This is a genomic window from Paucibacter sp. B51 (assembly GCF_027863535.1).
GTDB lineage: Bacteria > Pseudomonadota > Gammaproteobacteria > Burkholderiales > Burkholderiaceae_C > Paucibacter_A > Paucibacter_A aquatilis.
In genome coordinates, this window is record NZ_JAPIVN010000001.1 from 4,930,567 (window position 1) to 4,954,459 (window position 23,893).

General features: G+C 64.4%; 22 protein-coding genes and 1 rRNA gene. 12 read left to right on the plus strand and 11 right to left on the minus strand.

Translation table 11 applies throughout. The features are described from left to right. Positions 1-18 precede the first annotated feature (18 nt). Genes hpnC through hpnE form a run of 3 tightly spaced genes read left to right on the plus strand, consistent with a single transcriptional unit; the run spans position 19 to position 3,058 of the window. Entirely contained in the window at positions 19-915 is an 897-nt protein-coding gene (gene hpnC, locus OOB33_RS20855) for a squalene synthase HpnC (RefSeq protein ID WP_271009985.1), read from the plus strand. Continuing rightward, positions 912-1,760, plus strand: a complete 849-nt coding sequence (gene hpnD / locus OOB33_RS20860; protein ID WP_171827923.1) for a presqualene diphosphate synthase HpnD — start codon at positions 912-914, stop codon at positions 1,758-1,760. The genes hpnC and hpnD overlap by 4 nt, the downstream gene beginning before the upstream one ends. Then, complete coding sequence (gene hpnE, locus OOB33_RS20865) at positions 1,760-3,058, plus strand: hydroxysqualene dehydroxylase HpnE (protein ID WP_271009986.1); 1,299 nt, start codon at positions 1,760-1,762, stop codon at positions 3,056-3,058. Before hpnD ends, hpnE begins: the two co-directional genes overlap by 1 nt. Here the strand turns inward: hpnE and OOB33_RS20870 are convergent. Beyond that, positions 3,024-4,280 (minus strand): TIGR03790 family protein, encoded by a 1,257-nt coding sequence (locus OOB33_RS20870; RefSeq protein WP_271009987.1) that lies wholly within the window; start codon positions 4,278-4,280, stop codon positions 3,024-3,026. The two genes, hpnE and OOB33_RS20870, sit on opposite strands and share 35 nt — an antisense overlap. A gap of 99 nt (positions 4,281-4,379) precedes the next feature. Here OOB33_RS20870 and OOB33_RS20875 point away from each other — a divergent pair, with 99 nt between their 5' ends. Continuing rightward, the gene (locus OOB33_RS20875; RefSeq protein ID WP_102769765.1) at positions 4,380-5,147 is read left to right on the plus strand and encodes an IclR family transcriptional regulator; all 768 of its coding nucleotides are present in this window, start codon (positions 4,380-4,382) and stop codon (positions 5,145-5,147) included. 86 nt (positions 5,148-5,233) lie between these two features. Here the strand turns inward: OOB33_RS20875 and pbpG are convergent, their stop codons facing one another. From pbpG to OOB33_RS20905, 6 genes are all read right to left on the minus strand, one after another. Then, positions 5,234-6,289 carry a D-alanyl-D-alanine endopeptidase gene (pbpG, locus tag OOB33_RS20880; protein WP_171827942.1) on the minus strand — a complete coding sequence of 352 codons (1,056 nt, stop codon included), beginning with the start codon at positions 6,287-6,289 and terminating at the stop codon, positions 5,234-5,236. Between the two features lie 222 nt (positions 6,290-6,511). Next, positions 6,512-8,053 (minus strand): 2-isopropylmalate synthase, encoded by a 1,542-nt coding sequence (locus tag OOB33_RS20885; protein WP_102770382.1) that lies wholly within the window; start codon positions 8,051-8,053, stop codon positions 6,512-6,514. Positions 8,054-8,270: 217 nt separating this feature from the next. Beyond that, complete coding sequence (pssA, locus tag OOB33_RS20890; protein ID WP_102769764.1) at positions 8,271-9,119, minus strand: CDP-diacylglycerol--serine O-phosphatidyltransferase; 849 nt, start codon at positions 9,117-9,119, stop codon at positions 8,271-8,273. Positions 9,120-9,250: 131 nt separating this feature from the next. After that, on the minus strand, positions 9,251-10,267 hold the full coding sequence (ilvC, locus tag OOB33_RS20895) for a ketol-acid reductoisomerase (protein ID WP_263520937.1): 1,017 nt from the start codon (positions 10,265-10,267) through the stop codon (positions 9,251-9,253). A gap of 83 nt (positions 10,268-10,350) precedes the next feature. Further along, positions 10,351-10,842 (minus strand): acetolactate synthase small subunit, encoded by a 492-nt coding sequence (gene ilvN, locus OOB33_RS20900; RefSeq protein ID WP_102769762.1) that lies wholly within the window; start codon positions 10,840-10,842, stop codon positions 10,351-10,353. Positions 10,843-11,010: 168 nt separating this feature from the next. Continuing rightward, on the minus strand, positions 11,011-12,813 hold the full coding sequence (locus OOB33_RS20905) for an acetolactate synthase 3 catalytic subunit (RefSeq protein ID WP_271009988.1): 1,803 nt from the start codon (positions 12,811-12,813) through the stop codon (positions 11,011-11,013). Between the two features lie 270 nt (positions 12,814-13,083). Here OOB33_RS20905 and OOB33_RS20910 point away from each other — a divergent pair, with 270 nt between their 5' ends. From OOB33_RS20910 to OOB33_RS20930, 5 genes are read left to right on the plus strand one after another with little or no spacing between them, the layout of a single operon-like run. Beyond that, positions 13,084-13,650 (plus strand): RNA polymerase sigma factor, encoded by a 567-nt coding sequence (locus OOB33_RS20910; protein ID WP_271009989.1) that lies wholly within the window; start codon positions 13,084-13,086, stop codon positions 13,648-13,650. Then, the gene (locus OOB33_RS20915) at positions 13,647-14,099 is read left to right on the plus strand and encodes a DUF3619 family protein (RefSeq protein ID WP_102769759.1); all 453 of its coding nucleotides are present in this window, start codon (positions 13,647-13,649) and stop codon (positions 14,097-14,099) included. The genes OOB33_RS20910 and OOB33_RS20915 overlap by 4 nt, the downstream gene beginning before the upstream one ends. A gap of 3 nt (positions 14,100-14,102) precedes the next feature. Continuing rightward, a complete protein-coding gene (locus OOB33_RS20920; protein WP_271009990.1) occupies positions 14,103-15,035 on the plus strand; it encodes a DUF3106 domain-containing protein in 933 nt (310 codons plus the stop codon). 3 nt (positions 15,036-15,038) lie between these two features. Further along, a complete protein-coding gene (locus OOB33_RS20925) occupies positions 15,039-15,572 on the plus strand; it encodes an RDD family protein (protein ID WP_171827928.1) in 534 nt (177 codons plus the stop codon). A gap of 10 nt (positions 15,573-15,582) precedes the next feature. Then, a complete protein-coding gene (locus tag OOB33_RS20930) occupies positions 15,583-15,963 on the plus strand; it encodes a diacylglycerol kinase (protein ID WP_102769756.1) in 381 nt (126 codons plus the stop codon). A 56-nt stretch (positions 15,964-16,019) separates the two neighbouring features. On the opposite strand, the gene OOB33_RS20935 is transcribed toward OOB33_RS20930, so the two are convergent. Further along, on the minus strand, positions 16,020-16,358 hold the full coding sequence (locus tag OOB33_RS20935) for a P-II family nitrogen regulator (protein WP_102769755.1): 339 nt from the start codon (positions 16,356-16,358) through the stop codon (positions 16,020-16,022). A 36-nt stretch (positions 16,359-16,394) separates the two neighbouring features. Beyond that, positions 16,395-18,083: an NAD+ synthase gene (locus OOB33_RS20940; protein ID WP_271009991.1), complete on the minus strand. Its 1,689-nt coding sequence runs from the start codon at positions 18,081-18,083 to the stop codon at positions 16,395-16,397. 13 nt (positions 18,084-18,096) lie between these two features. Between OOB33_RS20940 and OOB33_RS20945 the strand changes: the two genes are divergently transcribed. Continuing rightward, the gene (locus OOB33_RS20945; RefSeq protein WP_271009992.1) at positions 18,097-19,263 is read left to right on the plus strand and encodes a GNAT family N-acetyltransferase; all 1,167 of its coding nucleotides are present in this window, start codon (positions 18,097-18,099) and stop codon (positions 19,261-19,263) included. A gap of 126 nt (positions 19,264-19,389) precedes the next feature. Here the strand turns inward: OOB33_RS20945 and ppa are convergent, their stop codons facing one another. Then, a complete protein-coding gene (gene ppa / locus OOB33_RS20950; protein WP_102769753.1) occupies positions 19,390-19,932 on the minus strand; it encodes an inorganic diphosphatase in 543 nt (180 codons plus the stop codon). Positions 19,933-20,226: 294 nt separating this feature from the next. Between ppa and OOB33_RS20955 the strand changes: the two genes are divergently transcribed. Then, entirely contained in the window at positions 20,227-22,422 is a 2,196-nt protein-coding gene (locus OOB33_RS20955; protein ID WP_102769752.1) for a sodium-translocating pyrophosphatase, read from the plus strand. A 169-nt stretch (positions 22,423-22,591) separates the two neighbouring features. Then, positions 22,592-23,452, plus strand: a complete 861-nt coding sequence (locus OOB33_RS20960) for a J domain-containing protein (RefSeq protein WP_271009993.1) — start codon at positions 22,592-22,594, stop codon at positions 23,450-23,452. Positions 23,453-23,627: 175 nt separating this feature from the next. On the opposite strand, the gene rrf is transcribed toward OOB33_RS20960, so the two are convergent. Next, positions 23,628-23,740: ribosomal RNA gene (rrf, locus tag OOB33_RS20965) — 5S ribosomal RNA — on the minus strand. Positions 23,741-23,893: the final 153 nt, after the last annotated feature.

Consider the following 23,893-nt stretch of genomic DNA (forward strand, 5'->3'; position numbering starts at 1 on the left):
GCACCCACAATCCTGGCCGTGAGCATAGAACACTACGAAAACTTTCCTGTTGCTTCCTGGCTGTGCCCGCCGCATTTGCGGCCGGCTGTGGCCGCGATCTATCACTTCGCCCGCTGCGCCGACGATCTGGCCGATGAGGGTCTGGTCAGCACCGAGCAGCGCCAGCAGGAGCTGCAGGCCTACCGTGCCGACCTGAATGCCGTGCTGGCCGGCCGGCCCGATTCCGGCCGCTGGCACACCACCGTTTTCGCCGGCCTGGCCCGGGTCCTGCCCCAATATCGGCTGCCCGCGCCCTTGCTGAATGATTTGATCTCGGCCTTCGAGCAGGATCTGGTCAAGACCTCCTACTGCGATCGCACGGAATTGCTGGACTACTGCCGCCGCTCGGCCAACCCGGTCGGCCGCTTGCTGCTGCATCTCTACGGCATCGACGATGCCGCGGCCTTGCAGCGCTCGGACGCCATCTGCAGCAGCCTGCAACTGATCAATTTCTGGCAGGACTTCAGCCGCGACGGCCCGCGCGGCCGGCTCTACGTGCCCGAGAGCGATTTGCAGCGCCACGGGCTCAGCGGCGACGACATCCTGGCCTGCCGGGACAGCGCCTCGGCGCGGCGCCTGATCGCCGAGCTGTGCGACTGGGCCGAAGCCTTGATGCAGCAGGGTGCGCCCCTGGTGCACCAGATTCCCGGGCGGGCCGGCTGGGAGTTGCGGGCGGTGGTACAAGGCGGCCTGCGCATTCTTGCGAAAATCCGCGCCATGCATCACGCCAGTCTTCTTCACCGCCCGGCCATTGGGCCATTTGACGCCCCAGCCCTACTCTGGGCCTGCCTGCGCATGGGTCGCAGCCGCACGCTGAAACAAGCCGCCACGGCCGACCTGCGGCTGAGCGCCGCACAAGCCGAGGGCCGTCTGTGAGCCCGGAACAGTATGTGCAGGACAAGGCCGCCAAGAGCGGCTCGAGTTTCTATTACGCCTTTCTCTTTCTGCCGCCCGAGCGGCGTGCGGCCATCACGGCCTTCTATGCTTTCTGCCGTGAGGTGGACGATGTGGTGGACGAGATCGAAGACCTGGGCGTGGCCTCGACCAAGCTGGCCTGGTGGCGCAAGGAGGCGAGCCAGGCCTTCGCCGGCCAGCCCCAGCATCCGGTGATGAAGGCCTTGATGCCGCATTGCGCGGCATTCGACATCCGGCTCGAGCACTTGAACGCCGTCATCGAAGGCTGCCAGATGGATCTGGAGCAAACCCGTTACCTCGACTACCCCGGCTTGCAGCGCTACTGCCATCTGGTGGCCGGCGTGGTGGGCGAGGTGGCATCCGGCATCTTCGGCCGCAGCCAGCCCGAAACCATCGCCTACGCCCACAAGCTGGGCCAGGCCATGCAGCTGACCAACATCATCCGCGACGTCGGCGATGACGCGCGCCGCGGCCGCATCTACCTGCCCATTTCGGAGCTGCAGCAGTTCGATGTCAAGGCGCACGAGATCCTGCTGCGCAAAAAGCCCTGGGGCTACAGCGAGCGCTTCACCGCCTTGATGAAGTTCCAGGCGGCACGGGCCCACCAGCTCTACGATGAGGCCTTTGCCCTGCTGCCCGAGGCCGACCGCAAGGCGCAGAAGCCCGGCCTGATGATGGCCAATATCTACCGCGCCCTGCTGCGCGAGATCGAGGCCGAGAACTTCCGCGTGCTGGAGCAGCGCATCTCGCTGACACCGCTGCGCAAGCTCTGGCTGGCCATGCGCACCAACTGGCTGGGCCGCTAATGCCGGCAAAAGCGCGCGGCCTGCGCGTGGCCGTGATCGGCGGCGGCTGGGCCGGTCTCGCTGCTGCAGTGCGCGCCTGCGAGGCCGGCCACCAGCTTGAGCTGTTCGACATGGCCGGCCAGCTCGGCGGCCGCGCGCGCAGCCTGCCGCCCGACGAAGCCGGCATGCGTCTGGACAATGGCCAGCACATCCTGATCGGCGCCTACCGGCGCAGCCTGGCGCTGATGGGCCAGCTGGGCCTGTCTCCCGAGGCCGCCCTGCTGCGCCTGCCCCTGCGTCTGCGCTACCCCGGGCATGAAGGCCTGCGCCTGCCGCCCGGCGCGGCCCTGCCCGCCTTTATGCGCGGCGTGCTGGCCTGCCAGCGCTGGCCCTGGTCGGCGCGGCTGGGCCTGCTGCTCGGCGCGACCGGCTGGCTGCTGCGCGGTTTTCGCTGCGCGCCCGGGCTCAGTGTGGCCGAGCTCTGCCAAGGCCTGCCGCAGCCCATCAAGGACGAGCTGATCGATCCGCTCTGCGTCGCGGCGCTCAACACCCCGGCCGCGCAGGCCAGCGCCAGCGTCTTCCTGCGCGTGCTGCACGACGCCCTGTTCAACGGCCCCGGCAGCTCGGACCTGCTGCTGCCGCGCCGGCCGCTGAGCGAGCTGCTGGCCGAGCCGGCGCAGGCGTGGCTGCTGGGCCAGGGCGCCGTGCTGCGGCTCAGCCAACGGGTGCAATCGCTGACCCGCAGCGCCGAGGGCGGTTGGCAGGTCGATGGCCAGGCCTTTGACCGCGTCATCCTCGCCTGCAGCGCCGCCGAGGCTGCCCGATTGACCGCCAGCTTGAGCGCCCCGCTGGCGCCGGCCTGGAGCGCCCAAGCCGCCGCCCTGCACTACCAGCCCATCATCACGGTGTACCTGCAGCACCCCGGCCCCGCCTGGCCCGCGCCCATGCTGGCCTTGCAGGAAGGGCCGCAGGCGCCGGCCCAGTTTGCCTTCGACCTGGGGCAGCTCAGCGCCGAGGCCGCCGGCCGCTCGGCCTGGGTGATCAGCGGGGCCGCGCCCTGGGTCGAGCGCGGGCTGGACGCCGCCGCGGAAGCCGTGCGACTGCAGGCCCAACAAGAGCTGGGCTGGACAGAGGCGCCGACCTTGATCCGCGTGCTGGCCGAGAAACGCGCGACCTTTGCCTGCACCCCGGGGCTGCAGCGCCCGCCCGCGGCCATCGCTCCCGGCTTGTGGGCGGCAGGCGACTATGTCGAGGGCCCCTACCCGGCCACGCTCGAGGGCGCAGTCATGGCGGGGGAGTTTGCGGCGGCGAATCTATAGCCCGGTCGCCGCTTCCTTGCCTCAAAAAAGGCGGCGCAAACGGCGCCGCCAGAGGCTCACCCACAAACACCCCCTGCCCCGGCCAGGCCACGCTGTGCCAGTAGGCCTCCAGCGCACTCAAACCCTGGGCATAGCTGAGCAGCAGGATTTGTGGATGCGGGAACTTCTGCAGGTGGTTGCAGGGCTCGCTGACGGTGCCGTAGCTGGCCGTGGCGCCCGACTCCAACCAGTCGAGTGCGCTCATCTGCTCCTGCGGGCTGTTGCGCTCCAGCAGACCGCCGAAGGAGGTCAGGTGATCGGCCAGCGCGCCGGGCAGCCACTCGATACGGTCCAGGCCCTCCACCCGGGCCAAGCCGGTCACCATCAACAAGGCGCGAGGCAGGCGGGCGGGCAAGGCCTCGCTGGACTCGCGCCGCGCCTCCAAGCCCAGGGCCCGGATGCTGCTGGCCGGCGGGAACAGGACCGAGCGCACGCTGCGCGCCGCATCGGGCGTGCTGACGAAATAGGCCTGGGCCGGCAGGAAAGATGGCAGGCTGTGATCGGCGGCGATGCCGCGCTCGATCAAGGCCTGGGCGCTCTCGACCGATCGGGCGGCCAGCAGCATGGAGGGGCGCAGGCCCAGATCGCTGAAGGGCTTGCGACCTGAGTAGTTGAAGTACGGCGAAGGTCGGCTCGGCGCGCAGCTCTGCTTGCAGATCTCAGGCTGGAAACCCAGGGCCAGGGCCGAGGTGATGGAGTTGCATTCAACCGCATAGGGCTGGGTCCAGGCCAGGGCCAGGCCTTGCACCTGGGGGCCCATGCGCTGACGCACGGTGGCTTGCAAGGCCTCGAGTTCGGGCAAGCTCAAGCTCGCTCGCACAGGGAGCTGCACACGCAGGATCTGAGCCTCAGGGATGCCGCGCCGGCGCGCGTAGTACTCACCCACCGCCACGGAATAGGGGTCCTTGCTGTTGATCAGGAGGCCCAGGTCGGCCGCGGTCAGACGGCCTTGCAGCTTGGGCAGACGCAACCAGCTCGGAGCCGGAGCGGCCCGCGCTGGCGCGCTGGCTGCCGAGTTGGCACTCGAAGACGCGGATGAGCTGCCCGCCGCGCTGGATGCCGGCTGCTGCGGCCCGGCTGCCGGTGGCGCCTCGGTCAGCGCCGCGGCGGGATCGATGAGCGCTTGAGCCTGCACCGCCAGCGCCAGCGACATGCCGGCGGCTGCCAAGCCTAGCCATTGCACGATGCGAACTGCCGGCGCTGTTGCGCAGGCGAAACCATGTCGTGAGCTGAATCTATTTTTCGCAATGCAAAACAAGCCGAAACCTCGCACAATCTGCGCATGAAGAACAAAGAAGCTCAAACGCCTGCCATCCAGGTGCTGGAGCGCACGTTTGCGCTGCTCGATGTGCTGGCCAGCCACCAGGACCCGGTCTCGCTGAAGGAAATCGCCGAGACCACCGGCCTGCACCCCTCGACCGCGCACCGCATTCTCAACGACCTGGCCATCGGCCGCTTTGTCGATCGGCCCGAAGCCGGCAGCTACCGCCTGGGCATGCGCATGCTGGAGCTGGGCAATTTGGTCAAGGCGCGGCTTGATGTCCGCGACGCCGCCCTGGGCCCCATGCGCGAGCTGCACAAATTCACCCACCAGCCGGTCAATCTCTCGGTACGCCAGGGCGATGAGATCGTCTACATCGAGCGCACCTACAGCGAACGCTCGGGCATGCAGGTGGTGCGCGCCGTCGGCGGACGTGCCCCGCTGCACCTGACTTCGGTGGGCAAGCTCTTTCTGGCCAGCGACGACCCGACACGGGTGCGCGCCTACGCCACCCGCACCGGTCTGGCCGGCCACACCCGCAACAGCCTGACCGAGATTGGCGCCCTGGAGCGCGAACTGGCCATCATCCGCCAGCGCGGCCTGTCGCGCGACGACGAAGAGCTGGAGCTGGGCGTGCGCTGCATGGCCGCCGGCATCTACGACGACCAGGCCAAGCTGGTGGCCGGCCTGTCCATCTCGGCCCCGGCCGACCGGCTGGAAGAAAGCTGGCTGGCGCGGCTCAAGGAAACCGCCGCGCAGATCTCGGCCTCCTTGGGCTACCGCGGCTGAAGCCTCAGGCTTGCTTGCATCAGGTCGACAGGCAATAAAAAAACGCGCTCGAGGAGCGCGTTTTTCATGGCTGAAGCGGAGCCCGCTCAGATCGTCGGTTTGGCGTGCACCGCCGCAGTGGCGCTGGGGTTGCTGCTGATCCACTTGCGAACGCGCTCGGCGTCGGCGATTCGGGTGTATTTGCCGGTCGAATCCAGGAAGACCATGATCAGCTTGCGGCCGGCCATGCGGGCCTGCATGACCAGGCAACGGCCCGCCTCATTGATGAAGCCGGTCTTCTGCAGGCCGATGTCCCAGGCGGGGTTGCTGACCAGGGCATTGGTGCTGTGGAACTGCAGCTGGCGGCGGCCCAGGGCAACCTGGTATTCCTTGGAGGTGGACAGCTCGCGCAGCAGGGGCACCTCGTGCGCCACTTTCACCAGTGCCGCCAGATCCTTGGCGCTGGACTGATTGCGGCTGGACAGGCCGGTGGGCTCGACATAGTGCGTGTCCGTCATGCCCAGGGACTGAGCCTTGTGGTTCATGGCGGCCACAAAGGAGGCCAGACCGCCGGGGTAATTGCGACCCAGCGCATTGGCGGCGCGGTTTTCCGAGGACATCAGGGCCAGATGCATCATCTCGCCCCGGGTCAGCGTGGCGCCGACGGTCAGGCGCGAACGGGTGTACTTCTCCGAGTCGATGTCTTCCTCGGTGATGGTCAGCTTCTCGTCCATGGACTGGCCGGCTTCCACCACCACCAAGGCCGTCATCAGCTTGGTGATCGAGGCGATGGGCAGCACGGCCTGCGAGTTCTTGGCGAACAGGACTTCGTTGGTGTCTTGGTCGAGCACCAGCGCGACGCTGGACTTGAGCTTGAGCGAGTCCTCAACCGCGTGCAGGCCGTACAGCTGACCAAACGTCGGCTTGGCCGCCGCCTCAACTGCTGCCGCTGCGCCAAGCGCCACTGCGGTCTTGCCGGCCTTGGACTTCACCGAAGTACGGCCACTCGCCTTGACCGTCGATTTGGCTTGCGCGGCGCGGGCCGCTTTGCTCAGGTGCGTGCTGCGCGCGGCTGGCTTGGCGGCGCGGGCATTCTTGGCCACCGGGGCCTTGTTCGAGCTGGCGGCCTCGGCCACCGGTGCGGCGCCGAGAAAACCGGCCATGACCAGCGCCAGGCTGGCAGACAGGTGCGTCAACTGCTTCGAGAAATTGTTCTTCAAACTGGGCCCCCAACAACTGTCGGCAGTGTAGGTGAAAGGAAAAATACAGGCAAGATCAATCGCTTAGCGCAGACTCTTAAAGCTGGAGAAAGCCGTCAAAACAGCCCTCCCCAGCCCGCTGGCGCGCCGCCGAAAGGCCCCGGGGCCGCGGGCCTCAGCGACCGATCAGCCCTGCGCCGCGACCCGCTCGGTCTTGCTTTGCAGCTTGTTCAGCGCGCTCAAATATGCCTTGGCCGAGGCGACCACGATATCGGGATCGGCCCCCACGCCATTGACCACGCGACCGGCATGCTGCAAGCGCACCGTCACCTCGCCTTGCGATTCTGTGCTGCCGCTGGTGATGGCATTGACCGAATAGAGCAGCATCTCGGCGCCACTTTGGACGGTGGATTCGATGGCGCGTAGAACCGCATCCACCGGCCCGTTGCCGCTGCTCTCAGCCCGGTGCTCTTGCGCGCCGACCGCAAACACCACGCTGGCGTGCGGCTGCTCGCCCATCTCGGAGCGCTGCGACAGCGCGACCAGGCGGTAGTGCTCCTGGTCCGAGCTGACCGACTCGTCCATCACCAGGGCGATGATGTCCTCGTCGAAGATCTCGTTCTTGCGGTCGGCCAGATCCTTGAAGCGCACGAACGCGGCATTGACCTCGGCCTCGGACTCGAGCGCGATGCCCAACTCTTGCAGGCGCTGCTTGAAGGCATTGCGGCCACTCAGCTTGCCCAGCACGATCTTGTTGGCGCTCCAACCCACGTCTTCGGCGCGCATGATTTCGTAGGTGTCACGTGCCTTGAGTACGCCGTCCTGGTGGATGCCGGAGGCATGGGCAAAAGCATTGGCGCCCACCACCGCCTTGTTGGGCTGCACCACAAAGCCGGTGGTCTGCGAGACTAGGCGCGAGGCGGCGACGATATGCGACGCGTCGATATTGCAATCGAGGCCGAAGTAGTCGCGACGGGTCTTGACCGCCATCACCACTTCTTCGAGCGAACAATTGCCCGCACGCTCGCCCAGGCCGTTGATGGTGCATTCGATCTGACGCGCGCCGCCGATCTTCACGCCGGCCAGGGAATTGGCCACGGCCATACCCAGGTCGTTGTGGCAGTGCACGGACCAGATCGCCTGATCCGAGTTGGGCACGCGCTCGCGCAGGGTCTTGATGAAATTGCCGTAGAGCTCCGGGATGGCGTAGCCCACGGTGTCCGGGATGTTGATGGTGCGGGCGCCTTCCTTGATCACCGCTTCGATCACGCGGGCCAGGAAATCCGGATCGGAGCGATAACCGTCTTCCGGCGAGAACTCCACATCGCCGGTCACATTGCGAGCAAAGCGCACGGCCTGGATCGCCTGCTCCAGCACCTGTTCACGTGTCATGCGCAGCTTCTTCTCCATATGGAGCTCGCTGGTGGCGATGAAGGTGTGGATGCGCGAGCGCGCCGCGCCCTTGAGCGCCTCGGCCGCACGGGCGATGTCGCGATCGTTGGCACGGGCCAGCGAGCAGATGGTGCTTTCACGCACAGCGTCGGCAATCGCCTTGACCGCCTCGAAATCACCGTTCGAGGAGGCCGCAAAGCCCGCCTCGATCACATCGACCTTGAGCCGCTCGAGCTGGCGCGCAATGCGTAGCTTTTCGTCCTTCGTCATCGAGGCGCCGGGCGATTGCTCGCCGTCGCGCAAGGTGGTGTCGAAGATGATCAGCTGGTCAGCCATGAGGGTCTCCAAGTGGCTCGGGTTGATGGACAGAAAAACAAAACGGCCCGCGAAGCAGATGCTTGGCGGGCCGGTGATGTGCGAGGAAACTGGTGTGTAACGACGTGCGCGATCAGCGGGCCCGGGGCTCGATGGCTAGTAGCAGCAGTGCGGATGCGGAGATCGACAACATGGGCTTGAATATAGCACGCGAAATGCACGCCAAAGCGCGGGCGCCTCAGTCGTGCAAGCCCTTTTCATCGGGCTCGTCGGTCGATGTGGCAATCACGCTGACCGGCTTGCCCTTCATGCGCTTGTAGCCGTAGACCACATAGCCCGAGAGGCCGTAGGCACAGAACAAGCCAAAAAGCACACGCGGCGGGTCGATGTTGATAACGGCAATCCCCAGCGCAATCGCCACGATCACGATGAAGGGCACCGAGCGCTTGAAGCTCACATCCTTGAAGCTGTAGAACGGCGCATTGGTCACCATGGTCAGGCCCGCGTACAACGTGAAGCCAAACGCCACCCAGGCCAGCGACGGCGTGCTGTGGATGGCCTTGAAGCCGGCGTCATCCACCACCCAGACCAGGCCCATCACCAGGGCCGCGGCAGCCGGGCTGGGCACACCCTGGAAGAAACGCTTGTCCACCACCGCGATATTGGTGTTGAAACGCGCCAGACGCAGGGCGGCACCGGCGATGTAAACGAAAGCTGCGAACCAGCCCCACTTGCCCAAGCCGGACAAGGCCCAGATGTACATGATCAGCGCCGGCGCGGCGCCGAAGGAGACCATGTCGGAGAGGCTGTCCATCTGCTCGCCGAAGGTGCTCTGCGTGTTGGTCATGCGCGCCACACGGCCGTCCAGGCTGTCCAGCACCATGGCCGCAAAAATGCCGTAGGCCGATTGTTCGAAGCGGCCATTCATGGCCATCACGATGGCGTAAAAGCCGCTGAACAGGGCCGCCAGGGTGAAGAGATTGGGCAGGATGTAGATGCCCTTGCGGCGCCGGCGCACCGGCTCGTGCGCCTCGATGTCCTCATCGTCAGGCAGGGCTGCGGGCAGTGGATTCTTGGGATCGGTCATGGGGCGCAAGGATACAACAGGGGCTCCAAAGAAAAAGCCGCGAACAGGTCGCGGCTTTGAGATGCTTCACCCCTCAGCCTGGCCGCAAGCATGCGGCCCGGCCTTCGTGAGGCGCTCGACTCGGTCCTCACTCAGTTCTTGCTCTGATCGACCAAGCGGTTCTTCTTGATCCAGGGCATCATGGCGCGCAGCTTCTCGCCCACTTGCTCGATCGGATGCTCGGCGGTCAGGCGGCGACGGCTCAGCAGGGTCGGTGCGCCGGCCTTGTTTTCCAGGATGAAGCTCTTGGCGTACTCACCAGTCTGGATGTCCTTCAGGCACTGACGCATGGCGTTCTTGGTTGCCTCGGTCACCACGCGCGGGCCGGTCACGTACTCGCCGTACTCGGCATTGTTGGAGATCGAGTAGTTCATGTTGGCGATACCGCCTTCATAAATCAGGTCGACGATCAACTTCAGCTCGTGCAGGCACTCGAAGTAGGCCATTTCGGGCGCGTAGCCGGCTTCGGTCAGGGTTTCAAAGCCCGCCTTGATCAGCTCTACAGCGCCGCCGCACAGCACGGCTTGTTCGCCGAACAGATCGGTCTCGGTCTCTTCGCGGAAGTTGGTCTCGATGATGCCGGCCTTGCCGCCGCCGTTGGCGGAGGCGTAGCTCAGAGCCAGGTCGCGGGCGCGGCCGGTCTTGTCGGCGTAGACAGCGATCAGGTGGGGCACGCCGCCACCCTGGGTGTAGGTGCCGCGCACGGTGTGGCCGGGGGCCTTGGGCGCGACCATCCAGACATCCAGATCGGCGCGCGGCGTGACCTGGCCGTAGTGCACATTGAAGCCGTGAGCGAAGGCCAACGAAGCGCCGGGCTTGATGTTGGGCTCGACCTCGTTCTTGTAGACCTCGGCGATCTGCTCGTCGGGCAGCAGGATCATGACCACATCGGCGGCCTTCACGGCCTCGGCGATTTCGGCCACCTTCAGGCCGGCATTCTCGGCCTTGGCCCAGGACGCGCCGCTGCGGCGCAGACCGACGGTGACCTTGACGCCGCTGTCGTTCAGATTTTGCGCATGGGCATGGCCTTGTGAGCCGTAGCCGATGATGGTGACGTTCTTGCCCTTGATGAGGCTGAGGTCGGCGTCCTTGTCATAAAAAACGTTCATGTCGGTCTCCAGAAAAATTCAGTGAATCGGTCGAAAAAGAAGGGGTGGGTACTGCCAGAAGGATCTGATGAACTGGGGCGTCATCAAAGGCGCAGAATGCGCTCGCCGCGGCCGATGCCGCTGGTGCCGGTGCGCACCGTTTCAAGGATGGAGGCGCGGTCGATCGCGCCGATGAAGGCATCGAGCTTGCTGGCATCGCCGGTCAGCTCGATGGTGTAGGTCTTCTCGGTCACATCGATGATGCGGCCGCGGAAGATGTCGGCGGTGCGCTTCATCTCTTCGCGCTCCTTGCCGACCGCGCGCACCTTGATGAGCATGAGCTCGCGCTCGGTGTAATTGCCTTCGGTCAGGTCCACGACCTTGACCACTTCGATCAGGCGGTTCAGGTGCTTGGTGATCTGCTCGATCACCTCGTCCGAACCGGTGGTGACGATGGTCATGCGCGACAAGGATGCATCCTCGGTCGGCGCCACGGTCAGGCTCTCGATGTTGTAGCCACGGGCGGAGAACAAGGCGACGACGCGCGACAGCGCGCCCGGCTCGTTCTCGATGAGCAGTGCAATGATGTGTTTCATGGGTGTGGTCTCGTCCTTCGCGCTCTTCAATCCGGCGGCGGTAACCGACGGCTCTTGGCCACGCTCTTCGATGGAGGGAAACAGGTGCGAGGCTTGGGCGGAGTGCTGCGAGCAGGGCCTCTGGCATCAGCGCGGTAACGCTGGCACCCAGGCCCTGCCCTCAGGCACTCACAGGTCCTCGGACCCCAGGCGCATTTCCGAAATACCCTTGCCCGCCTGGACCATGGGCCAGACGTTCTCGGCCGGATCGGTGCGGATGTCGAGAAAGACCGTGCGGTCCTTCAGGCGCATGGCTTCACGCAGCGCGCCTTCGACATCACCGGGCTTTTCGACCAGCAGGCCGACATGGCCGTAGGCCTCGGCCAGCTTGACGAAATCGGGCAGCGCTTCCATATAGCTGTGGGAGTAGCGCTTGCCATAGTCGAGCTCCTGCCACTGACGCACCATGCCGAGGTAGCGGTTGTTCAAGGCGACGATCTTGACCGGCGTCTTGTACTGCTGGCAGGTGGACAGTTCCTGGATGCACATCTGGATGCTGCCCTCGCCGGTGACGCAGAACACGTCCGATTCCGGCTTGGCCAGCTTGATGCCCATGGCGTAGGGCAGGCCCACACCCATGGTGCCGAGGCCGCCGGAGTTGATCCAGCGGCGCGGTTCTTCGAAGCGGTAGAACTGGGCCGCCCACATCTGGTGCTGCCCCACATCGGAGGTGATGTAGGCGTCGCGGTCCTTGGTCAGGTTCCACAAGGTCTCGACCACCATCTGCGGCTTGATCACCTCGGTGGACGGCTTGTAGGCCAGACATTCGCGGCGACGCCATTCGTTGATCTGGCTCCACCAGGCATTGATGGAGGCCGAATCGGGCTTGGCCTGTGCTTCCTTGATCTGAAAGATCAGCTCTTGCAGCACGTCCTTGACGTCACCGACGATGGGGATGTCCACGCGCACACGCTTGGAGATCGAGGACGGGTCGATGTCCACATGGATGATCTTGCGCTCGACCTGGGCGAAGTGCTTGGGGTTGCCGATCACCCGGTCATCGAAACGCGCGCCCACGGCCAGCAGCACATCGCAGTGCTGCATGGTCATATTCGCTTCGTAGGTGCCGTGCATGCCCAGCATGCCCAGGAACTTGGGGTCACTCGAGGGAATGGCGCCCAGGCCCATCAAGGTGTTGGTGCAGGGGTAGCCCAGCAGATTGACCAGCTCACGCAGCTCGGCTGAGGACTCGCCCAAGATGACGCCGCCACCCGAGTAGATGTAGGGGCGTTTGGCCTGCAGCAAGAGCTGCACGGCCTTGCGGATCTGGCCCGAGTGGCCCTTGCGCGCCGGGTTGTAGGAGCGCATCTCCACATGCTTGGGGTACTCGAAGGCAGCGCCCAGCTTGGCCATGGAGACATCCTTGGGGATGTCCACCACCACCGGACCGGGCCGGCCGGTGCGGGCGATGTGGAAGGCTTTCTTCATCGTCATGGCCAAATCGCGCACATCCTTGACCAGGAAGTTGTGCTTGACGATGGGCCGGGTGATGCCGACGGTGTCGCATTCCTGGAAGGCGTCCAGGCCGATCGCCGGCGTGGGCACCTGGCCGGTCACGATCACCATGGGGATCGAGTCCATATAGGCCGTGGCAATGCCGGTGATGGCATTGGTCACACCCGGACCCGAGGTCACCAGTGCAACGCCGACATCGCCGGTGGCGCGGGCATAGCCGTCAGCGGCATGCACGGCAGCCTGCTCATGGCGAACCAGAACGTGTTGGATGGTTTCCTGTTTGTACAGTGCGTCGTAGATGTACAGCACCGCGCCGCCGGGATAGCCCCAAAGGAATTGAACACCTTCGGCTTGCAGGCAGCGCACCAGGATCTCGGAACCATTGAGTTCCGACGAGGAGGGGGAATTTGAGGAGTGAGGCTGCGCACGACCATCCGAGGCCGCAACGCGCTTGACTTCCGCGCTAGACATGTCCATTTCGAACCTTTGTGAATTTCTCTAACGAAAAACCATCGGTGTCCCTTCTCGCACCCTTGTGAGGTGGACTCGGAACCTGCGCGATCAAAAAACTTGGCACCCGGGTCGGGCAAGCCAGTCTGAGACCAGTGACTTCATTGTGCGAAGCAACATTATGCACCGACTCGGGTGCGCCTCCGTCGACTTGCTCGCCTAGAACGGCGCTCTGGCGCCACGCAATGCGATACTTCGCGCTGTTTTGCCAGTCCGGGCTTGCCGCCCTCCTCCTCCTTGGCCACCGACAAAGAACTCAACGATTTCCTGCGCAGCGTCGACCAACGCGCGTTCAAACGCACCGCCTACATGGTGCGTGACGACGATGCCGCGCTGGACATCGTGCAAGACGCCATGATCCGCCTGGCCGAAAAGTACTTCGACCGCCCGGCGGCCGAACTGCCCATGCTGTTCCAGCGCATCCTGTCCAACGCGACCATGGATTACTTCCGGCGCAAGAAGGTGCGCAACGGGGTGATGCAAAACATGTCGGACTTCGAAGGCAGCGACGACGACGGCGATTTCGACCTGCTCGAAATGCTGGAAGGCCAGGAGGGCGCGCTGGGCGCCTTGAGCGCGGCCGACGAGGTGTCGCGGGCCCAGATCTTGCAGGTCATTGATGCGGAAGTGGCGGAGCTGCCGGCGCGTCAACGGGAAGCCTTCCTGCTGCGTTACTGGGAGGAACTGGATGTCGCGGAGACCGCCAGCGTCATGGGATGCTCGGAAGGCAGTGTTAAAACTCACTGCTCCCGAGCCACGCATGCATTGGCAAAATCGCTGAAGGCCAAGGGAATCACACTATGAACACGTCGAAGCACTCACAGTTTGCGCAAGAGCTGGACGCCCGCGTGGCACGTTTCGGCCTGCGCGTGGCCGCTGGCCTGAGCGAACGCAACCAGGCCTTGCCGGCCGATGTTTCCGAACGCCTGCGTTTCGCCCGCGAGCAGGCCCTGCTCAAGGCGCGCAGCGCCCGCGCGGCCCAGAGCGAACTCGCGCCCAGCACCCAGCTGGTGCGCAACGGCGCCAGCTTGGCCCTGTTCGGGGGCAAAGGGTCGCCGCGCTGGCTGAAGTTCGCCTCGCTGATGCCGCTGTTCATGCTGGTTCTTGGCCTGGCACTGATTCAGCATGGTCAGTTCTACGAGCAAATTCTGGCCGCTGCCGAAGTGGACACGGCCTTGCTGGCCGACAACCTGCCCCCTTCGGCTTACAGCGACCCAGGTTTCTCTGAATTCTTGAGCGACGAGCAAGACTGACGGATGCGCACCATTGCCCCCTCGAAAGGCGCGTCCATCCGGTCCGACCTCTCGACGACTTTCTGCGGCGGGCTCGCTGCCGCTTTGCTGAGCCTGATCACGTCGACAGCCTTGGCGCAGATTCCGACGCCGGTCAGCGAAGCCGCCAGCGTGCCGGGCGCAATCGCTCCTGCAGCCAGCGCCGTGCCACCGCCCAAGGCTCTGCCCCCGGCCACCGCCGCCTCGGCGGTCAAGCGAGCGCCCGCTCCTATCCTCGGTGCCGGGACGGCCTTGCTCCCTCCGAACTGGACGGCCTTGAGCGCGGCGCAAAAGAAGATCTTGGCCCCGCTCGAACGCGATTGGGACGGTCTGGACACCGGCCGCAAGAGCAAATGGCTGGAAGTGGCTCAACGCTTTCCCGGTCTGCCGGCGGAAGAGCAAGCGCGCATGCAAGAGCGTATGCGCGATTGGACACGACTCAGTGCCGCCGAACGCCAGCAAGCGCGAGCCGGCTTCCAAGCCGCCGCCCAGCAATTGAATCCAGGTGACCGCCAGGCCAAATGGGAGGCCTACCAGGCCCTGCCGCCGGAGAAGCGCCAGCAACTTGCGGACAAGGCAGCCAAAAAGCAGGCGCCGAAGAAGGTCGGCGTTCCGGCTGCAGCCGCCATCGCAAGCCAGACCAAATCCAATCTTGTGCCAGCCCTGCCCAAGAGCTTGCCTGTCAAGCCGGTGGCCCCTTCTGTGCTGCAAGCAAAACCGGGGGTCAGCACGGTGCTGATCACACAGCATGCGCTGCGCCCCAGCCACCAGCGCGCGGGCCAAACCAAGGTGTGGGCCGACCCCAGCTTGGTCGACAGCAAGACCTTGCTGCCCAAGCGGCGCCCGGCTTCGGCCGCACCAGCGGCCGCAACGGCTTCCGCCCCTCCCCCAGCGAGCACTGCCGCGTCCGCCCCCTGATCCATGAGCGACTCTGATTCCCTGACACCCGCGCCGGCGCGGGCGCCCGGCTTGGCGCGACGCCTGGCGGCTTTCCTGTATGAAGGAATCCTGCTGTTTGCGGTGGCCATGGCCACGGGCCTGGTGTACTCACCGCTGGCGCAACAACGCCACGCACTGGAGCACCGCAACGGCTTGATGCTGGCCTTGGCTTGCAGCTTTGGCGCCTACTTCGTCTATTTCTGGAGTCGCAGCGGCCAGACCCTGCCGATGAAGACCTGGCACATCCGTGTGCTGCGCCTCGATGGCCAGCCCCTGAGCGTGGGTCAGGCCCTGCTGCGCTATGTTTTGAGCTTCGCCTGGTGGCTGCTGCCGGTGATGGCTGCACTGCAGATGCGCCAGCACGGCCTGGGCTTTGGCGCCATCAGTGTGGTGGGCCTGCTCGGTTTGCTGGGCTATGCCGCACTGAGCCGGGTACTGCCTGGCGGGCAGTTCCTGCATGATGTGATCGGCCGCACCCAGTTGGTCAGCCAGGTCCCGACTCCTAAATCCAAGTGAGCACTTCGAGATGAGCAACCCGCACAAGGGCCGTACCGGCATCGACCGCATCATCCATGCGGCCGGCTATTCCATGTCCGGACTGAAGGCGGCCTACACCGGGGAAAGTGCGTTTCGCCAGGAGGTCTGGCTGTTGATCCTGGCCACGCCGGCCGCTTTCTGGCTGGGCGAGGGCTGGGTGCAGGTGTCGCTGCTGCTGGGCTCGCTGCTGCTGGTGCTGATCGTCGAGCTGCTGAACTCGGGCATCGAAGCCGCGATCGACCGCGTGTCCTTCGAGATCCACGATCTGTCCAAGCGGGCCAAGGATCTGGCCAGCGCCGCCGTGCTGCTTGCTCTGCTGCTGTGCGTCGGTGTGTGGGGCGCAGCCTTGTGGCAGCGCTTCATGGCCTGAGCCAAGGCGGCCGAGCGCCTCATGGCGTCAGCGGCGCGAACCGCTGACGAGAGGTCTCAGACCGCGGCTTCGTCGGTCTCACCGGTGCGAATGCGCACGACCTGTTCAACCGGGGTGACAAAGATCTTGCCGTCGCCGATCTTGCCGGTCTTGGCGGCCTTGAGGATGGCGTCGATGCAGCGCTCGACGTCTTCGTCCTTGACCACCACCTCCACCTTCACCTTGGGCAGGAAGTCCACCACGTACTCGGCGCCGCGGTAGAGCTCGGTGTGGCCTTTCTGACGGCCAAAGCCCTTGACTTCGGTGACGGTCAAGCCCGATGCGCCCACCTCGGCCAGCGATTCGCGGACTTCGTCCAGCTTGAATGGCTTGATGATGGCGGTGATCTGCTTCATGGACGGATGCTCCTGGAAAGATGGGGACCTGGGGATTTAAGCACGGAACTTCGAGGTAATCGGATAGCGCCAATCCCGCCCGAAAGCGCGATGGGTGATGCGAATGCCGATGGGTGCCTGACGGCGCTTGTATTCGTTGATCTTGATCAGCCGGGTCACACGCTCGACATCGGCCGGATCAAAGCCCGCCGCGACAATCTCGGCCAGAGACTGATCCTCTTCCATATAGCGGGCGAGGATGGCGTCCAGCACCTCGTACGGCGGCAGACTGTCCTGATCCTTCTGATCGGGGCGTAGCTCGGCCGAGGGCGGCCGGGTGATGATGCGTTCGGGGATGATGGGGCCGACCGTGCCATCGGCACGCCGCGTGGGCTGCTCGTTACGCCAGCGCGCCAGGCGGAAGACCAAGGTCTTGGCAACATCCTTGATGACGGCAAAGCCACCGGCCATATCGCCGTACAGCGTGCAGTAGCCGGTGGCCATTTCGCTCTTGTTGCCGGTGGTCAGCACGATGGAGCCGAACTTGTTGGACAGCGCCATCAGCAAAGTGCCGCGGATGCGGGCCTGGATGTTTTCTTCGGTCGCGTCCAGCGGCAAGCCCTGGAACTCCTCAGCCAGGCTGGCGTTGAAAGCCTCGAACATGGGCACGATGGATTTTTCGTCGTAGCGCACGCCCAGGCGCTCCGCCATATCGCGGGCGTCGATCCAGGAAATATCCGCCGTGTAGGGCGAAGGCATCATCACCGTACGCACCTTGTCGGCGCCCAGTGCATCGACCGCAATGGCCAACACCAGGGCCGAATCGATGCCGCCGGACAGGCCGATCAAAGCCCCCGGGAAGCCGTTCTTGCCGATGTAATCCCGCACGCCGGTGACCAAAGCGCCCCAGGCTTGGGCCTCCAGCTCCGGCAGGGGCAAGACCTGACCCTGGACGTGACCCTGGGCATCCAGTTCGATCAGCAGCAGATCCTCTTCGAACATGGCTGCCCGAGCAGCGAGCTGGCCTTGGGCGTCAAGCGCGAACGACGCGCCATCAAACACCACCTCATCCTGCCCGCCCACCAGATGGGCATAGAGCAAGGGCAAGCCCACATCGGCCACCCGCTCGGCCATGCGCGCCTCGCGCTCGGCCACCTTGCCCAGATGGAAGGGCGAGGCATTGAGCACGCACAGCACCTGGGCGCCGGCCGCCTTGGCGGCGCGGGCGGGTTCGTCGAACCAGGCGTCTTCGCAGATGTTCAAGCCAAAACGCAAACCGCCGACCTCAAAGACCAGAGGCGCCTCGCCCGCATCTCGACCCGAGACGAAATAGCGCCGCTCGTCAAAGACCTGGTAATTGGGCAGCTCGCGCTTGGCATAGCTGCGCAAGACCTGTCCCCCTGCCAGCACTGAGGCTGCATTGAAGCGCGCCGGCACGGCCCAGCTCTTGGACCTAAGATCCGTCGCTCCCTCGCGTTGCAGTGGATGGCCGACGACGACATGCAAACCCGAGCAATCAGCCAGTTCGCTGGCGATCCAATGCAGCTGCTCATCGCAGGCCTGCATGAATGCAGGCCGCAGCAACAGATCTTCGGGCGGATAGCCGCACAGGCTCAGTTCGGGGGTCAGCAAGAGCTGGGCGCCGGCCTCATGGGCGCGGCGCGCGAACTCGACAATCTTTCTGGCGTTGCCCGCGAGATCACCGACGGTGACATTGATTTGCGCAAGCGCGACTTTCACGGACATGGGCCTCACACAGATGAAAACTAGCTCGGCCGATTATGTCATCCGGGTCCATTCCGACCTGCAGGAGCTGCCTCTCGACGCCTGGAATGCCTTGCTGGCCGAGCAAGCCCAGGCCACGCCATTCATGCGCCTGGAATACCTGCAAGCGCTGCAGCAATCGGGCAGCGCCACGGCCGCCACGGGTTGGCAGGCGCAGTTCCTGAGTGTCTGGCAGGGCGAGCGCTTGATCGCGGCCTGCCCGGCCTATTTGAAGAGCCACTCCTACGGCGAGTACGTGTTCGACTGGGCCTGGGCCGATGCCTACCAACGCCATGGCCTGGACTACTACCCCAAGCTGCTGGTGGCCGTGCCCTTCACCCCGGTGCCCGGCGCTCGGCTGCTGGCCGCGGATGGGGCTGCGCGACAGTTTCTCCTGGATGCGCTGCTGACTCTGGCGCGCCAACAATCGCTGTCCTCCGCGCACATCCTGTTTGCGAACGAAGCGGAGCAGTCCGCGGCAAGCGCGGGGGGCTGGATGGCGCGCAACGGCGTGCAGTTCCATTGGAGCAATCGCTCAGATACACCTTACCGAGACTTCGAGGACTTCCTCGCCTCGCTGCAGCGCGAGAAGCGCAAAAAGATTCAGCAGGAAGAACGCAAAGTGCGCGAGGCCGGCGTGAGCTTCGAAGCTCGCCAGGGCACGGAGATTCAAGAGGCGGATTGGGATTTCTTCTACCGCTGTTACCAGCTGACCTACCGCGCCCACCACAGCCGGCCCTATCTGACGAGGGACTTTTTTCGGCTCATGGCACAGCGCATGCCCGAACACTGGCTGCTGTTCATCGCCCGGCGCGAGGGACAGGCGGTGGCCGCCTCACTGATCGCGCTGGACCCGGAGCAAGGCGTGGCGTTTGGACGTTACTGGGGGGCAACCGAAGCCATCTCCTGCCTTCACTTCGAGGCCTGCTACTACCAGCCCTTGCGCTGGTGCATCGCCCGGGGCTACCAGCGCTTCGAAGGAGGCGCGCAGGGCGAGCACAAGATGGCGCGGGGCCTGATGCCGGTCAGCACCGGCTCCAGCCACTGGCTGGCACACCCGGACTTCAGCCAGGCCGTGGCGGAATTCCTCGGGCGCGAGGGGCAAGCCATGCATGCCTACGTCAACGAGCTGGAATTGCACCAGCCCTTCAAGCCCAGCTGACCCCTGTCCGGCGCTTGCCGTCCTCAATGGCCACAAAAAAAGCGCCGGCACAAGGCTGTGCGGGCGCTTTTGCGGCGGCAGGCTGAACGCAGCGTTACTGAGGAGCCAGCCTCAGCCAGCAGGAACTCAGGCCTTGGCCTGAGCCTTGGCGTAGTTTTCGATGCCGGCGGTGATTTCAGCCTTGGCGGCTTCAGGGCCTTCCCAGCCTTGCACCTTGACCCACTTGCCGGGCTCCAGGTCCTTGTAGTGCTCGAAGAAATGCTGGATGGCGTTCAGGCGCATCTTGTTCACGTCCTCGGGCTTTTGCCAGTGGGTGTACATCGGCAGGATCTTCTCGATGGGCACGGCCAGCAGCTTGGCGTCGCCGCCTGCTTCATCTTCCATCTTCAGCACGCCCACCGCGCGGCAGGTGACCACCACGCCCGGGGTCAGCGGGTACGGCGTCACCACCAGCACATCCACCGGGTCGCCGTCATCCGACAGGGTCTGCGGGATGTAGCCGTAGTTGCAGGGATAGTGCATGGCCGTGGTCATGAAGCGGTCCACGAACATGGCGCCGGTTTCCTTGTCGACCTCGTACTTGATCGGGTCGGCGTTCATCGGGATCTCGATGATGACGTTGAACTGTTCGGGCGCCTTGGCGCCGGGTGTGACGTTGTGCAGGCTCATGATTCTCTTGGTCTAACGCGAGGGGAAACCCGGATTCTAAGGGCTCCGCTTACACCGCCGTGACAGCGGTGGCGCAAGCTGCAACACCAGCGCTTGCGGCACACCGCTGGGTCTGGGCGTCAGCGCATCGTTTACCCGCAAACACTGGGTAAACACCCAGAGCGCTCGATTGCTTTACGCAAAGCCCTTCCCGTAGCATCAAACGCAGCGACCTGAGCCGCCACCGTGCAGGTCTGGCGTAGGGGCATCGAGGCGCATTCCGATTTGGCAGTTACACCAACAGGAGACCCGTTCATGACGACCCAATTGGCGCTGTACTTCGCGCTGGCCTGCGGTATCGCCGCAGTCTTGTATGGTTTCATCCAGAGAAGCTGGATCTTGAGTCAGGACGCGGGCAATCCCCGCATGCAGGAAATCGCCGCGGCCATCCAACAAGGAGCCGCCGCCTACCTCGCACGGCAGTACAAGACAATTGCCGTGGTCGGCGTCGTGCTGACCCTTTTGATTGCCTTCTTCCTGGACCTGCGCACCGCCATCGGCTTTGTCTTGGGCGCGGTGCTTTCGGGCGCCTGCGGCTTCATCGGCATGAATGTCTCGGTGCGTGCCAATGTGCGCACCGCCCAGGCCGCCACCAAGGGCATCGGCCCGGCGCTGGATGTCGCGTTCAAGGGCGGCGCCATCACCGGCATGCTGGTCGTGGGCCTGGGCTTGCTGGGCGTGAGCCTGTTCTTCTGGTACCTCAGTGGTGGCGAGAAGGTGGATTCCGCCACGCTCAAGCCCTTGCTGGGCTTTGCCTTCGGCTCTTCGCTGATCTCCATCTTCGCTCGCCTGGGTGGCGGCATTTTCACCAAGGGCGCCGATGTGGGCGCTGACCTGGTGGGCAAGGTCGAAGCCGGCATTCCCGAGGACGACCCGCGCAACCCGGCGGTGATCGCCGACAACGTCGGCGACAACGTCGGCGACTGCGCCGGCATGGCCGCTGACTTGTTCGAGACCTATGCGGTCACCTTGATCGCCACCATGGCGCTGGGCGCTCTGGTGGTCACTGCCGCACCGATGGCCGCCATCCTCTACCCGCTGATGCTGGGCGGCGTGTCCATCATCGCGTCCATCATCGGCTGCTACTTCGTCAAAGCCTCACCTGGCATGAAGAATGTGATGCCGGCGCTTTACAAAGGCCTGGCGGTAGCCGGCGTGCTGTCCCTGATCGCCTTCTACTTCGTCACCAATGCAGTCGTGCCCGATGACGCCCTGGGTGCCGGCACCCGCATGCGCTTGTTCGGCGCTTGCGCCGTCGGCTTGGTGCTGACCGCAGCCCTGGTCTGGATCACCGAGTTCTACACCGGCACCCAGTACTCCCCCGTCAAACACATCGCACAAGCGTCCACCACCGGTCACGGCACCAACATCATCGCGGGCCTGGGCGTGTCGATGCGTTCGACGGCATGGCCCGTGCTGTTTGTCTGCGCCGCCATTTTGGCGACCTATCAACTCGGCGGTCTGTACGCGATCGCCGTGGCCGCCACATCCATGCTGAGCATGGCCGGCATCGTCGTTGCACTGGACGCCTACGGCCCCATCACCGACAACGCCGGCGGCATTGCCGAGATGTCCGAACTGCCTTCCAGCGTGCGCGACGTGACGGACCCCCTGGACGCCGTGGGCAACACCACCAAGGCCGTGACCAAGGGCTACGCCATTGGCTCGGCCGGCCTTGCCGCGCTGGTGCTGTTCGCGGACTACACCCACTCGCTGGAAAGCCGCGGCCTGAGCGTGAGCTTCGACCTCAGCGACCCCAAAGTCATCGTGGGCCTGTTCATCGGCGGCCTGATCCCCTATCTGTTCGGCGCCATGGCCATGGAAGCGGTCGGCCGTGCTGCGGGCGCGGTGGTCGTCGAAGTTCGCCGCCAGTTCCGCGACATCAAGGGCATCATGGATGGCAGCGGTAAGCCCGAGTATGGCACCGCCGTCGACATGCTGACCACTGCAGCGATCAAGGAAATGATCGTGCCCTCACTGCTGCCCGTGGTGGTACCGGTCTTGGTCGGCCTGCTGCTCGGCCCCGCCGCATTGGGCGGCCTGCTGATGGGCACCATCGTCACCGGCCTCTTTGTCGCCATTTCCATGTGCACCGGCGGCGGCGCTTGGGACAACGCCAAGAAATACATCGAAGACGGCCACCACGGCGGCAAGGGCTCGGAAGCTCACAAGGCCGCGGTGACGGGCGATACGGTCGGTGACCCCTACAAAGACACCGCCGGCCCTGCCGTCAACCCGCTGATCAAGATCATCAACATCGTGGCCTTGCTGATCGTTCCGCTGCTGCCTTTGCCCACCACGGCACCGGCCGCAGCCCACGGCACGAACAGCCCAGCCGCCATTGCTGCACAACCGACCGATTCGCCACAGGCTGCGTCCGACACCAAGGTGCTTACCGCGGCGCCAGGCTCAGCTGCGGAACAAGCCAGCGCCGCCGCCTCTCAACCTTGACAGACTGAATCAAAAGTACTGGAGCGAGCGATTCGCCGATTGGCAGGCTCACACGGGTTAGCCCCGAGATAAAACAGCCCCTGCGGGGGCTGTTTTCATTTCAGGAACTTCACTCGTCACGCCACAATAGAACTGTTTGAATGACCGTCCAACCCACTCACTCGGTGCCATGAACAAATCTGCACTTTCAAGGCATGGACTGGACCGCCGAAGGGCTCAATTGCGAGAGCTGCAGCGCTATTTGCAAGCCCAGGAGCAGGAATTCTTCGAACTGCATGGCCACCTGAGGGCTTTCGTCGACCGGTATGTGGCCACCCTTGGCTCCTCCTATTTGGAATTGGATGCTCTGGAATCGCAGTTACACACGGCCACCCAATACTTGGCCGAAGCTTTGCGCCGCAATGGCATTTCAGCTCGCACGCCACGTGCGCCGCAAGCCACGGCCTTGCCAACCATCCCTTTCTTGCCCACAGCACCCCCACTTCCCGCGGAACCCGCTGCCGGGGTGATCGATCTGCCGCCACCGAGCTTAAAGACTTTGTATCGGCGCGCAGCCATGCGTCTGCATCCTGATTTCGCCGACAACGAGAACGAGCGTCAGCGCCGCGAGCAAGCCATGATGCTGGTGAACGAAGCCTACGCCTCAGAAAACCGAACACGCCTGGAAGCACTACTCCTGGCTGCCGGAGAAGATCCACTCAAAGTCACCGGAGGCAATGCCGACGCCTTGCGCGAATGGCTCAGCCGCTGCGAGAACTCGGTACAAGGCCGTCTCCGCGTGGTTCAAGCCCACCGTGTTGCGCTCGAAGCCCACCCCATGCACCAACTCTGGCAGGCCATCAGTCGGGCCGAAAAATTGGGGCTGGACCCATTCCATGTGATGGTCCAACGCCTGCGAAGCCAAATTGCAGAACGTCGCCAGGAGCTTTATATCGGCCAACGCCTACAACCGGAACCCGGCCTCGCCGAAGATTTTTTGCGTCGACGTATCGAACGCATGGGGGCGAGCTTAGGTGTTGATAGCGCCTGAGGAAGAGCGCGCCAAAACAATCTTCCCGCTATGCCTTCGCTTCATATTGAATCCAAAGGCACGGCGCAAGGTGCCTGGCCGATCCAAGGCAAAATTTTCATCGCCACAAGGATTTGCGACCTATAAAGCAAAACGCCCCCGATTCTTTCGAACCGGGGGCGTTGCATAGATATTAGCCTGACGATGACCTACTTTCACACGGGAACCCGCACTATCATCGGCGCTGAGGCATTTCACTGTCCTGTTCGGGATGGGAAGGAGTGGGACCGCCTCGCTATGGTCATCAGGCTTAACTGGTTGGCTTGCTGAAGTCTCGTCAGAGATTTTCAACAGGCCCAATTTGTAGAGCTGCGCAGTATACATGAGCTTGTCATGTATTGCACTTCGAATCAGCTGGTTTTGATTGCGTTCACACGTTGGATCATTTCGTTGAATGATCTG